Source organism: Sphingomonas citricola (assembly GCF_019429535.1).
GTDB classification, from domain to species: Bacteria; Pseudomonadota; Alphaproteobacteria; order Sphingomonadales; family Sphingomonadaceae; genus Sphingomonas; species Sphingomonas citricola.
In genome coordinates this window covers 1-12,374 of the sequence record NZ_JAHXZM010000005.1, presented here as the reverse complement: position 1 = coordinate 12,374, position 12,374 = coordinate 1, and the positions used below count along the sequence as shown (strand labels likewise).

The following is a 12,374-nucleotide window of genomic DNA, read 5'->3' as shown; positions in this document are numbered from 1 at the left end:
GCGACCAAGAAAGCGAGGTCTCAAACGATCACACCACCCGCAGCGCAATGCTCTTCCTTAAGAGCATCACCGCGTCGCGTCGAGAATGACGGCGACGGTTTCCTCCGGCATGTCCCACATCGGATAGTGGCCGCTGCCATCAAACCAGTGGAGCTCGGCGCCGGGAAAGGCTGCCTGCGCGCGCGCAGCCTGTCTGGGGAGGCAAAGCCGGTCGTGCCTGCCCCACCCGATGACGACCCGGCCAGTGCCGGCAGCGGCGGGACCGGACTGCTCAGGTCCCGTGGCAAGGCTCTGCACCAGCGCATCGAACGTTGGCGTTGTACTGAGACCTCCCAGCTCGGTCGCGACGGTCTCCCCGTCAAGCGCCCAAGGATGCGCGGAGAGCTGAGCGAGCAGCGCCGTGCGCGACGCTGCATTCCGGCTCAACGCCGGCAGGCCTGGTCGGATGGCCCGCAGCAAGCGACCGGAGGCGCCGATGGTGGTCCTGAAGAAGGTGCGCTCCCAGCCTCGCCAGAAACCGCCTGGATCCAGCGCGACGACGTTGCCGACGAGTCCGCGCCGCGCGAGCTCAAGCACGATCCGCGCGCCCATCGAACTGCCGACGACATCGACGCCGGACAAGCCAGCCTCCGCGATGTGACGCTCGACGCTGCCGACCAGACCATTGAACGTCCCGCTGTCGGATTCAGCAAGGGTAGCCCCATGGCCGGGAAGGTCGACCGCGATGACCTTCCGCGCGGCGCTGAGTGGCCCCAAGACGGTGCTCCACGATCGCCAACTCCCGCCCAGGCCGTGGATCAGAAGCAGCGTGCGACCAGTGCCGCGCTCGATCGTGTTCATGCCGTCTCCGCCTCGTCGTTGTAAGACGCTCAACGAGCCAGGTTGCTTCGCGGGCCCGGCCTTTATCGGCCGACGGGCGCTGGAGATCGGCTTATAGGCCCGCGCCGGCAGGCGGTGAGGCCGGGAAAGGCTGCCTGTTTAGAAAAGGGTCATTGAACATGAACAAGCGACCGCCTGCGAGTTAGCACTACGCTTGCACTGAATGGCCGATTTTGAATCATCGCTGGCTGCCTTCTTAAGCAGCCAGCGATGTAGATGTTAGGCAAGCGTCCGGACGCTCGGCTCGCGATCCCAGTAGCGCTTCTTCGCGGCTTCGACGAAGTCGGCGAGATCGGTCACGCCGGCGTCGGGCTCCACGCCTGCTTTGCCGAGCAGCGGCTTAGCTTCGTCGTTGGCGCCGATTGCCTTCAGGTGACCGAAGGCATCCATCACCCACTGGACGGCAGCGCCTTCCTTCGTGAGCTTGGCGGTCGCCTCGCCCGACAGGATGACCGCGCAAGCGTCGACCGTCACCGACGGCTGGCCGAATAGTTGCGCATCTGCCTTCACCGTCGAGCCGTCGGAGAGCGGGACGGCGCCAACCTTGGGGGAGATCGTCATCGCGCGACCGCCAGCTTTCTTAACCGCATCCTTCAGCGTCTTGAGAGCATCGGCGTCGGTGCCGTCAGCGATAAGGATGCCGACGGTGCGTCCCTCCAGCGTGTGCTTTTCCCGCGGACCGCGAATGATCCGCAGCGCAGGCGACGGATCCATGTCGAGCACTGGCGCGGCCGTCTTCGATGCCTTGGGAAGATCCATCGCCAGCCCGTCGGCGACCCGCCGCGCAAGCGTTTCATCGACGTTGCGCAGGTTGGCCATCATTGCGGTGCGGATGTGCTCGAGCGACACCTTGCTCAGCTCGAACACTAGAGCAGAGGCGATATGTGCCTGCTCGGCCGGGTCCATCGACCGGAAGAACAGCCGTGCCTGGCTGTAATGGTCGGCAAAGCTCTCAGGGCGGACGCGCAGCTTCTGACCCTGCTCCTCCGAAGGGAAGGTCTTGTAGCCGCCGTGCGAATCCTCGCGCGCTCCGCCGGGTTCGCCAACATTCGCCAGGCTGTTCGGCTCATAATTGGCGCGACCCTTCGACACCGCCATTTGCATGTGCCCGTCGCGCTGCTGGTTCATGAACGGGCAACCCGCCGCCTCGGCGCGGCCCTTGGCGGAGTTGATCGGCAGCTGATGGAAGTTGACCGAGCCGAGCCGCGACAGCTGCGTGTCGGTGTAGCTGAACAATCGCCCTTGCAGCAGCGGATCGTTCGAGAAGCCGATGCCCGGCACGACATGGCTCGGCACGAACGCGGCCTGTTCGGTTTCGGCGAAATAGTTATCGGGGTAGCGGTCGAGCACCATCTTGCCGACGATGCGGACCGGCAGCACCTCCTCGGGGATGATCTTGGTCGCGTCGAGTACGTCGTATGGCTGACTGTTCGCGAACTCTTCGTCGAACAATTGCACGCCTAGCTCCCACTCGGGATAGTCGCCGCGCTCGATCCGCTCGAACAGGTCGCGACGCTGGAAGTCGGGATCCGCGCCCGCGATCTTGACCGTCTCGTCCCAGATCGTCGACGCGAGGCCCGCCTTCGGCTTCCAGTGGAACTTGACGAAGGTGCTCTTCCCTTCCTTGTTGATTAAGCGGAAGGTGTGGACCCCGAACCCCTCCATGTTGGCGAAGGTGCGCGGCAGCGTGCGGTCCGACATCGCCCACATGATCATGTGGGTGGACTCGGGCATCAGCGAGATGAAGTCCCAGAAGGTGTCGTGCGCGGTCGCCGCCTGCGGGTAACCGCGGTCGGCCTCCATCTTGGCGGCATGGATCAGGTCGGGAAACTTGATCGCGTCCTGGATGAAGAACACGGGGATGTTGTTGCCGACGAGGTCCCAATTGCCCTCGCGCGTATAGAACTTGACCGCGAAGCCGCGCACGTCGCGCGGCGTGTCGATCGAACCCGCGCCGCCCGCAACCGTCGAGAAGCGGGTGAACACCTCGGTGCGCTGACCCTTCTTCTGGAACAGGTCGGCGACGGTGATGTCGGCTAGGCTATCGGTGCACTCGAAATAGCCGTGCGCGGCCGATCCGCGCGCGTGGACGATGCGCTCGGGAATACGCTCGTGATCAAAATGATTGATCTTCTCTCGGTAGACCTCGTCCTCCAGCAGCACCGGACCGCGGGCACCCGCCTTCAGCTGGTTCTGGTTGTCGCTGATTGGCGTGCCGTGATTGGTGGTGAGCACCGGGTGATCGTCATCCGCAACCTGATGGGTCTCCCCGCCATTACCAGTGCGCAGTTGCTCGGGGGCGTGATCGGTCATGAAGATTTCCTTAGGGCGGTCGCGTAAGCGGACGTCAGCATCCCAACGCGGCGCGGACCGATAAGCCCCCTTGGCACCAGTGATTTACTGCCTTGATTCAAATCATGATTTGCACGCGGGTCGTAAAAGCGCGTGGCTTAAACCACGGTCCGAATGCGTTCGCGAGGAAACCTGCGAACGGCAGTTGCTGCATCTGATTAGCCTATCGCGCTACTTCGAGGCAGGCGTTTTCGGTTTGACGTAACGGTCGAGCCAATCGGTCATCTGCCAGAGTGTTTCCTCGGTCGACTCCAGCGCGCGATAGCCGTGGGGTTCGTTGGGAAGGACGACGTAGCGGACGGTCGCGCCGTTGCCCTTCAGCGCGGCGTACATCCGCTCCGACTGGATCGGGAAGGTACCGCTGTTGTCGTCGGCGCCACCGTGGATGAGGAGGATCGGCTCCTTGATCCGGTCGGCGTAGGTGAAGGGCGACATTTCGGTATAGGTCGACGTCGCCTGCCAATAGGTGCGCTGCTCGGCCTGGAAGCCGAAGGGGGTCAGCGTGCGATTGTACGCGCCCGAGCGCGCGATGCCGGCACGGAAGAGGTCGGTGTGGGCAAGCAGGTTGGCCGTCATGAACGCGCCGTAGCTGTGGCCGCCGACCGCCATCCGGTTGCGATCGCCGACGCCGAGCTTTGCGACCGCGTCAACCGCGGCCTCGGCATCCTCGCGGAGTTGCTTGACGTAGGTGTCGTTCGCTTCCGCACCACCCTCGCCGATGATCGGCATCGCAGGGTTGTCAAGGATCGCGTAGCCTTGAGTGAGGAGAAACAGGTGGCTGATCCCGCGCGGGCGGACGAAACGGTTGCCCTGGTCGACCGTCTGTCCGGCGACCTTCGCGTCGGTATACTCGGCCGGATAGGCCCAGAGCAGCGTCGGCAGCGGCCCGTCGCGCTTCGCGTCATAGCCCGCGGGGAGGTAGAGCGTCCCCGACAGCGGCACGCCGTCGGCGCGCGCGTAGGTGATCGTGCGCTGACTGACGCCCGCGAATACCGGGGCAGGATCGGGGAAGGCGGTGACCAGCTTGGCGCCGCCGCCTTTGACGGTGCGGATGACGTAATTGGGCGGGGCTTTGGCGCTTTCGCGGCGGGTCAGGATGCGCTTGCCCGTGTCGTCGAGCATCGCGACGACCGGCTCGTAATAGGGCGCCTTCGCCGTCCACAGCCGCGTCTGCTCGCCGCCCGCCAGCGGCATGGTAGCGAGGAAGGGGAAGGCACCGGCTTTGGTCGCGCCCGCGCCAGTGACGTAGACGGCGTCGTGGCGCGGGGTGAAGCGCATGACCGGCTTGCCCGCCGCGTTCTCCTCGACGATCGGGTCGCCGGGATCGCCGTATTGGTCCTGGTAGTTGCGCGTCAGCAGCATCCTGGCCTGCCCCGGCCGCGAGGGGGCGACCGCCTGGCGATGCTCGGTACGCGTCCGCCACTCGCGGTCGACGACGATCGCAAAGCCGTCGTCGCCCCACATCGTCGTCGCGTAACGGGCGGGGGTCTGCGCGAGCTCGACTGCCGCGGCGTCGAAAGGCGCGGCCTGCATCATCACCTTGTCGTGGAAGGCGACCTTGGCGCGCGGGTTGCCTCCGTCGAGCGCCTCCGCCCAGACGAGCGTCGCGGGCGCATCGGAGCGCCACGTCGCCTCGCGCGGGCCCTTCACCGTCGCATCGAAGTCGACCGGCAGATCGTCGGCGAGCGGGCGGTCGGCGAGCGTCTTCACCGGGCGGCCATCGATGGTCGATACCGCGATCTCGGTCGGGAAGAAGGTGGCGGGAAGCAGGTAGGAATAGGGACGCTTCAGTCGCTCGGTCAGCAGGTAGCGGCCGTCGGGCGAGACGCTGAAGTCGGCAAAAAGCCCCGGTGCGCCGATCGGCGACACATTGCCGTCAAGCGCGACGCGCACGAGTTGGCCGGTGAAATAATGGTCGAACAAGGCCTCGTCGTGCGCATCGCCGAGCAGATCCTCGTAGGTGCGCGCGGCCGAGGTGCGGCCGGCGCTCTCCTGCACGATCGGGCCGGTCGGGGTCGTGGCGGCGGCGGGCGCCGCGCCGCGGCCGGCAGGGATGGTGTTGACGATGAGTGCTCGGCTGTCGGGCGCCCAGACGAACGGCGTTGCAAAGGTGCCGTTCAACCCCTTCGCGATGGTTCGGGCGGTGCCGTCGCGCTCGGCGACCCACAGTGACAGACCGTCCACCCCTTGCGCGTAGAAGGCAAGAAGAGCGCCGTCGGGCGACCAGTCGGGCGAGGCGAAGCGCGTTCCAGCCGGCAACGCCACCCGGACTGTTCGTCCGGTGCCTATATCCTTGAAGCTGAGACCGTTCAGCCATTGAACGCGGACTTCGGCTTGGCCGTTGGTCGCGGGATCGATGCGGTAGCCGCCGAGGCGCAGGATGGGCTTCGAGAGGTTGGCGATCGTCGGCAGGTTCTCGCGCTCGAGGATCGCCAGGGTCCGGTGATCGGGGCTGACCGCGACTGCCGGCGTTGGCGGCGTCTCGAGCGTTTTGGCGATGGCGTCGGGCGCGCGGTGGTAGCCTGTGCCGGTCACCTGCGCGGCGGCGGCAGTGGTGGTGAGGAGGAGAGCGATCAGGCAAACACCGACGCGCATTGATAACCCCTTGTTATGCGAGCTGAGTTCGTGTGCCACGCGGCGGGAACGCTCACCAGCGAATACCGCGACATGCGTGTAGCAACAACCTGAACGAGTGGCCGAAAGTCGGGTGCCCGCGCTAGCAGTGGAATGACCGCAAGTGGGTCTCTTCAACGCGCGAGGGCTGTGCCCCTAAGAGCGGCAAGCGTGGCCACTGCACCGCGATCGATCATCGCTAAAAAGATCGCCTTCACTGCCTGCGAATCGCTTGTTCTTCGCAGCGCCGCGTGCGCCTGCAGGAAGGCGGTGCTCCACGTTGCGGTGACAAGCGCCGCGGCAAGATAGGCGATTGATCCATCCCCCTCGTCGCCTACTTCGCCCGCGAACAGAGCCGCGAGGTCGCGTGTGAAGTCGTCCCGCATCTGACGCGCCCGCGCCTTCAACGTCTCGCTCGCCTGAGCCGTCTCGACGAAAGCGCGCGTCTCTTCAAAAGGGGGAAAGATCTCGGATGGCTGCTCAACCATCGTATGGGCGAGCATCAACAACGCTTGGACCGGCGACGTGCCGGGCGAGCGCGAGCGGACGGCGTCGAACGCCAGTTCCCGGATCTCGTCCTCGCGGTCGAAGAACATGTCCTCCTTACGGGGAAAGTGGTTGAACACGGTCATCCGACCGACATCGGCGGCGTTCGCGATCTCGTCGATGGTCACGCCATCGAAGCCTCGTTCCATGAACAGGCGCGTCGCGACATCCGATATCTTCTGACGCGTGACCAGTCGCTTGCGGGTCCGTCGATCCAATTCCGCGTGCCTTTCTGGCTTGCGCACCTATATGTACTCGGTACATGTATGTAGTGTGTTCATCTTGAAGGGGTAGTCATGCTTTCGTCAACCCATGTGCCCGAGGTCGTCGGGAACGACCGAGACGCTGCCCTCGTAAGCGGTGCCGGCTTCGCCGGCTTGGCGACCGCCTTCTGGCTAAACCGCCTGGGGTATGACGTCACCGTCGTCGAAGCGGCGCCAGCGCTGCGGCGCGGTGGAACGCCGGTCGACATCGAGGGCGAGACGATCGACATCCTGGCGCGGATGGGTCTGGTAGATCGTGTCCGGGCCAAGGCGCTGCCGTCGCGCCGTTTCGCGTTCAAGGACGCTGAGGATGTGACGCTCGGTTCGATCGGCGCTAGCGGCGATCACGCCTCGCAGGAGCGCTACGAGATCCACCGCGACGACCTGCTCGACATCCTGTCCGACGCGGTGACCGGCTTGGTGGAACTGACGTTCGCCAGGTCCATCGCGACGCTCGAAGAACACGCCGGCGGCCTATCGGTGACGTTCAGTGACGGAGAGCAGCGCGACTTCGCCGTAGTGGTCGGCTGCGACGGCAACCGTTCCAACACGCGGAGGCTGGCGTTCGGCGGCGGCGACCGGTTTACCCACTTCATGGGCGGCTACTTCTTTCTCAAAGTGGTGCCGCGGACCGACCTGCTGGATCCTAACACGACGGAGGTCTTCCGCACGCCCGGGCGGATGGCGATGCTCAACGGGTATGACGATCGCACCGACATCGGCTTCGGCTTCCGGACCGACAGCGAGATCGCCTACGACCATCGTGACCGAGGGCAGCAACGTCGCATGATCCACGACCTCTTCGACGATCTGAACTGGAAGGTGCCGGCCATGCTCGCGGCCTCGGCCGGTGACGATGACTTCTACTTCGATCGGATCAACCAGATCAGGATGCCGTGCTGGTCGCGCGGGCGGGTCGTGCTGGTGGGCGACGCGGGCTATTGCGTCTCGCCGCTCGCGGGTCTCGGCGGCTCGATGGCGATCATCGGTGCCGGCCATCTGGCGGCCGCGCTTGAGCGACATCCCGACGATCTGCCGCTGGCGTTCCGACACTATGAAGAGGGCTTTCGGCCGTTCGTCGAGGAGATCCAGGAACGCGCCGCGACCGAGGGCATGTCGACCATGTGTCCAGTCGACGAGGCTGAACTGTCGGAGCGCAATCGGGAGATCGCGGCAGGCGACATGGGCTGGTAGCCCGCCGATCCGATCATCATGCGGCGGTTCCCGTCAGGCGCTCCCAGTTCGCGTGCGCGAAGCCGGCGCGGCTCGTCTCGTCGAGCGGTATCTTCTCCAGAAAGCGGCGTGGCTCGCCGCCTTCTCTGTATTGGTAAGGGAAGTCAGTCGAGAACAGCAGCCGTTCGGGCCCGACGATCGCGAGGCAGCGCCGTAGATAGTCTCCGCTCCACATGCCGCTGCCCGTCACGTAGAGGTTCTGCCGCGCGTAGTCGAACAGCGAGCGTTCGAGAGCGAGGGCGCGGCCGAGCACCGTGGACGTACGCTCGAGGTAAAAGAGGACGACCTCACCCCAGTGGCCGAGGATAATTTGCAGCGTAGGAAGTTCATCGAACACACCCGCCGCGGCGAGCCGGACCCACTCCAAACCCGCTTCGTAATGCCAGCCCAGCCCGAACGCCGCGAGCGCGATGTCGGCGGTCTCGTCGATCCCGCCGTAGCTTGCCTCGCGCACGGCGGGCGGCGGCGTCTGCGGATGGATAAAGAGCGGCACGCCGAGCTCGGCAGCCTTGGCCAGCATCGGTCGTAAGGCCGGATGGTCCAGGTGGCGCTCGCGCGTCCGCCCGCAAAGCAGCGCGCCCCTCAGTCCGAGTTCGCGCACGGCGCGTTCGAGTTCGCGTGGGGCGGCGTCCGGGTCGGAGGTGGGCAACGCGGCAAGTCCCTGAAACCGCCGGGGATGACGCGCGCACGCTTCGGCGATCAGGTCGTTGACGCGTCGCGCCGTGTCGCCTGCCGTTTCGGCCGGAAGGTTGTGGAGCCCCGGCGTGGTCAGCGACAGCACCTGCACGTCGACGCCTTGCTCGTCCATGAGCGCGATTCGACCGTCGCCGAGATCGGCGAGGCGGCGACCGTTCTCACCGCCATCGGCGAAGGCCGAGACGGGGTCATGCGGCGGCGGCGCGGCCTTCCACGCGTCGCGCACGAAGTCCGGCAGGACGTGCTCTTCAATCGCGATCAGGCGCATGGGTTTTATCTCTCGACGGGTGACCTTGCCCGAACATACCGCGCTCGAGTTCGTTTCCACGATATCAGCGGCGACCGAGTCCACCGATCATGCGGAGGATCTCGCAATCTGCTGCTCCTTGCCCCTCCACTCCGCGGTTCTGAGCGCGACATACTCTCGTAGAAGCTGCACCCGGCGTGGTCGGAAGCTGCGGCCGCCCCGGTCCAACGCCTCGATCCGGGGCACCTCGAAAGTCCGATGCGCGTCGCGTAGCAGGCACCAGGCCACCAGCATCAAGGTCTTGGGACTGTACGACATGCCCAGCGGCAGGATTTCGCGCTCGGTTCGCCGCTCGCTCGCATCGCGGTAGACGATGCGGACGCTGAACTCGTCCCAGCACGCTTCGCGCAGGAGGCCGAGGTCGATGGTGACGGCGGCGCGCGTCTCGGGCGGGCGCCAAGACCGCATCGTCGCGTGCGCCGCCTGTCGTGCCTGGCGATCGGGCAGGGTGGCGACGATCCGCGCAAGCGCGTTGCGTCCCGCCGTGGTCAGCGGATCGTCCCCGAAGTGGCCCAGGCTCGCGACACCCAGCATCAGCGCTTCGATCTCCAGGCGCGAGAAGCTCTGCGGTGGCAGAGCCGGGTCCTCAGTCAGCGTGTAGCCATAGCCGGCGGTCCCGTCGACGAGCACGCCGCCCGCCCGGAGTGTCGCAATGTCGCGGTACAGCTGCCGCGTCGAGACCTCGGTCTCCGCGGCGAGGCGCGTCGCCGTCACCGGCCGGGGCAGTCGCCGTAGCGCATCCAGCAGTCGCATCAGTCGATCCGATCGTGCCATCCCTGCTGCCCGAAATTGTCAGGAGCACCTTGGTAAAAGGATGATCTCACCACAAGCAAGGAGCAACCCGATGCGCACCCTCTTCTTCTCGCCGAACTCCCGCTCCGACACCGTCGTGGCGCTTATTCGCATGCTGGGCGCCAACATAGCGATGCGCGAGGTCACCATCGCGCGGCAGGACGGATCGGGCGACCGCGATCCCGCCAACCCGCATCCGGAGGGCAAGGTGCCCTACCTGACCGACGGCGACGATGCCGTGCGCGAGCGGGGCGCCATCATGCTCTATCTCACCGACGCCTACCCCGCCGCCCGTCTTGGTCCGCTGCCGGGCGAGGCGGAGCGCGGTGCCTATCTGTCCTGGCTGTTCTACTATCAGGGCGTGATAGAACCGCTGCTGATCCTGAAGTGGGCGGATGTCGGCCATCCCGCGATCACCGCAGGCCTACGCGACTTCGACACGATGATCGAGCGGTTGGCCGAGCCGCTCCGGCGCGGTCCGTGGCTTCTTGGCGAGCGCTTCTCAGCAGCCGACATGCTGTGTAGCTCGCCGTTCTTCTGGTTCGCCGACATGATGCCCGCGGATCCGGCGATCCGTGACTGGGTGGCGCGTTGTGGCGAACGGATGAATGCTGCCGCACAATAGCGCAGGTCTAAAGCCTTTCGGTGGCATTGTTCGGCACCAGATCCATGCACGCGAGCAATGCGCGGGATAAGGAGCTGGGGGCTGGACTCTGAAACCGGGCTTTTGCGACATTCTACCCGAAAGCACGAACTCCGACGCTCATACACCTAACAGTATGGCCTGCTGCTCGCCCCACCTGACCGGCAGTACGCCTTCCAGCGTCAGCGTTTTGACGGTGACACCGCATCGCTGCCGTCCCTTGAGGATGGCGTCGGTGACGGCGGGTGCGAGGAAGGCGAGCCGCACGATGCGCGTCAAATAACTCGGCGTGACACCCTCGCGTGCCGCAAGCTGAGCGGCGCTGATCTCACCGCGGCGCAGCTCTGCCCACCAGCCACGCGCCTGTACGAGCACGCGCACCAGTGCACGATCGGGTGCCTGATGCGTGCTGCTGTCATGCACCAGCCGCAGCACACGGCCAGAGCGCGTGATGCTCGCGGGCACGCTGAGCGTGATGGTGTCAGGTGCATCCGCATGTAGGCTGGCGTGCATGGAAGCAGCGATGGCGCTGGTGTCGAGGCTGATCTCGATGCCTGCGTCGGTGATGCTGATCTTGTTGGCGAGGTCAGTCACGGCAAGGGCATGTCGCCGCTGCAGCTCGGCATACATCACCCGGGCATGTTCCTCGATGGTAGCGAGCGAGCCTGCGCTCAGGTCGAGCCACGCAGTGGCGGCAAGCTCGATCGGATCAGCGAAGAGCTGTGCGACATGGTGCGTGACAAGCTGCTCGATCTCGCGTGCGGGGATGCGCAGGCCGGTGGTTGCATCACCGTGGTGGAGCGCCCGGCTGACGTAGTAGCGGTAGCGCCGGTTGTTGGTAGTCGCGTGGCTGGCAATCAGCGGCTCGCCACCCGCGTCGCGGAGCTTGCCGGCAAGCAGGCTGGTGTCGCGCATGTTGGTCCTGGCACGACGCTGGTGTGCTCGGACCGAGAGCAGCGCCTGTACCGCGTCGAAGGTAGTGGACGCGATGATGGCAACGTGCTGGCCAGGGTAGATCTTGCCGTGGTGGCCGATCTGCCCGGTGTAGGTGACACAGCGCAGCATAAGGTAGAGCTGCCCGCGCGAGAAGGCGCGTCCACCAACCTGCTTGCCCGAGGTAAGGGTGCGCAGCGGTGCGTATCTCCGCTCACGTGCAAGCTCCTCGGCAAGTGCACGCACGTTGCCAAGTGCCAGATAGCGCTCGAAGACGTGCCGGGTGAGCGTTGCATGCTCCTCGACAATCCGGAGACTGCGCCCGTCAGGTGCGTAACCGAGCGGTGGCACACCGCCCATCCACATGCCACGTGCTTTCGAAGCTGCGATCTTGTCGCGGATGCGTTCGGCGGTTACCTCGCGCTCGAACTGCGCGAACGACAGCAGCATGTTGAGGGTGAGACGGCCCATGCTGCTGGTGGTGTTGAACGACTGCGTCACCGAGACGAAGCTGGTGCCCGCGGCATCGAACGCCTCGACCAGCTTGGCAAAGTCGAGCAGCGAGCGCGTCAGCCGGTCGACCTTGTAGACGACGATGATGTCGATGCGTCCGCTCGCCACATCGGCGAGCAGCCGCTGGAGTGCCGGGCGCTCGAGCGTACCACCCGAGAGGCCACCATCGTCGTAGGTGTCGGCGATCTCGACCCAGCCCTCGCTTGCCTGGCTGAGGATGTAAGCGCCACATGCCTCGCGTTGCGCGTCCAGGCTGTTGAAGCTCTGCTCCAGCCCTTCCTCGCTCGACTTGCGGGTGTAGATCGCACAGCGCACGCGGGTACTCATGCAGCCACCCGCTTCTTCAGCCCGAAGAAGGTAGGACCCGACCAGCGCGTGCCGGTGATCGCGCGTGCGACCTCGGACAGCGAACCGTAGGTTCGCTCCTCCCAGCGGATCACCTGGTCCTCGCCGATGGTGACGATATGCATCCGGCCCTGCCACTCACGCACCAGCCGCATGCCGGCGGACTGCGGCTGTGTTCTGGTCACGCCGCGTGCGAGCTGGTCGAGCGTGCGCGTGGTCTCACGCGACAGCCCGCCATGCGCACGCGCCTGCAGCTCCC

At 65.7% G+C, this 12,374-nt stretch carries 10 protein-coding genes; 2 read left to right on the top strand and 8 right to left on the bottom strand.

The window, feature by feature from the left end:
• Nucleotides 1–66: 66 nt before the first annotated feature.
• From KZ810_RS12750 to KZ810_RS12735, 4 genes are all read right to left on the bottom strand, one after another.
• On the bottom strand, nucleotides 67–840 hold the full coding sequence (locus KZ810_RS12750; protein ID WP_219769506.1) for an alpha/beta fold hydrolase: 774 nt from the start codon (nucleotides 838–840) through the stop codon (nucleotides 67–69).
• Nucleotides 841–1,098: 258 nt separating this feature from the next.
• Nucleotides 1,099–3,192, bottom strand: coding sequence for a catalase (locus KZ810_RS12745; RefSeq protein WP_219769505.1), 2,094 nt, complete (start codon nucleotides 3,190–3,192; stop codon nucleotides 1,099–1,101).
• 210 nt (nucleotides 3,193–3,402) lie between these two features.
• The gene (locus KZ810_RS12740) at nucleotides 3,403–5,826 is read right to left on the bottom strand and encodes an alpha/beta hydrolase family protein (protein ID WP_219769504.1); all 2,424 of its coding nucleotides are present in this window, start codon (nucleotides 5,824–5,826) and stop codon (nucleotides 3,403–3,405) included.
• A gap of 152 nt (nucleotides 5,827–5,978) precedes the next feature.
• A complete protein-coding gene (locus tag KZ810_RS12735) occupies nucleotides 5,979–6,635 on the bottom strand; it encodes a TetR/AcrR family transcriptional regulator (RefSeq protein ID WP_219769503.1) in 657 nt (218 codons plus the stop codon).
• Between the two features lie 51 nt (nucleotides 6,636–6,686).
• Between KZ810_RS12735 and KZ810_RS12730 the strand changes: the two genes are divergently transcribed.
• Nucleotides 6,687–7,847, top strand: a complete 1,161-nt coding sequence (locus KZ810_RS12730; protein WP_219769502.1) for an FAD-dependent monooxygenase — start codon at nucleotides 6,687–6,689, stop codon at nucleotides 7,845–7,847.
• A 16-nt stretch (nucleotides 7,848–7,863) separates the two neighbouring features.
• Here KZ810_RS12730 and KZ810_RS12725 read toward each other — a convergent pair whose 3' ends face one another.
• Both KZ810_RS12725 and KZ810_RS12720 read right to left on the bottom strand, forming a co-directional pair.
• A complete protein-coding gene (locus KZ810_RS12725) occupies nucleotides 7,864–8,850 on the bottom strand; it encodes an amidohydrolase family protein (protein ID WP_219769501.1) in 987 nt (328 codons plus the stop codon).
• Between the two features lie 87 nt (nucleotides 8,851–8,937).
• Entirely contained in the window at nucleotides 8,938–9,642 is a 705-nt protein-coding gene (locus KZ810_RS12720; protein WP_258044884.1) for a helix-turn-helix transcriptional regulator, read from the bottom strand.
• A gap of 91 nt (nucleotides 9,643–9,733) precedes the next feature.
• On the opposite strand from KZ810_RS12720, the gene KZ810_RS12715 reads away from it, so the two are divergent.
• Complete coding sequence (locus KZ810_RS12715; RefSeq protein WP_219769499.1) at nucleotides 9,734–10,306, top strand: glutathione S-transferase family protein; 573 nt, start codon at nucleotides 9,734–9,736, stop codon at nucleotides 10,304–10,306.
• 138 nt (nucleotides 10,307–10,444) lie between these two features.
• Here the strand turns inward: KZ810_RS12715 and KZ810_RS12710 are convergent, their stop codons facing one another.
• A complete protein-coding gene (locus KZ810_RS12710) occupies nucleotides 10,445–12,097 on the bottom strand; it encodes a recombinase family protein (protein WP_219769498.1) in 1,653 nt (550 codons plus the stop codon).
• Nucleotides 12,094–12,374: DUF2924 domain-containing protein (locus KZ810_RS12705; RefSeq protein WP_219769497.1), on the bottom strand; the 281-nt coding region annotated here is incomplete at its 5' end. The genes KZ810_RS12705 and KZ810_RS12710, both read right to left, overlap by 4 nt.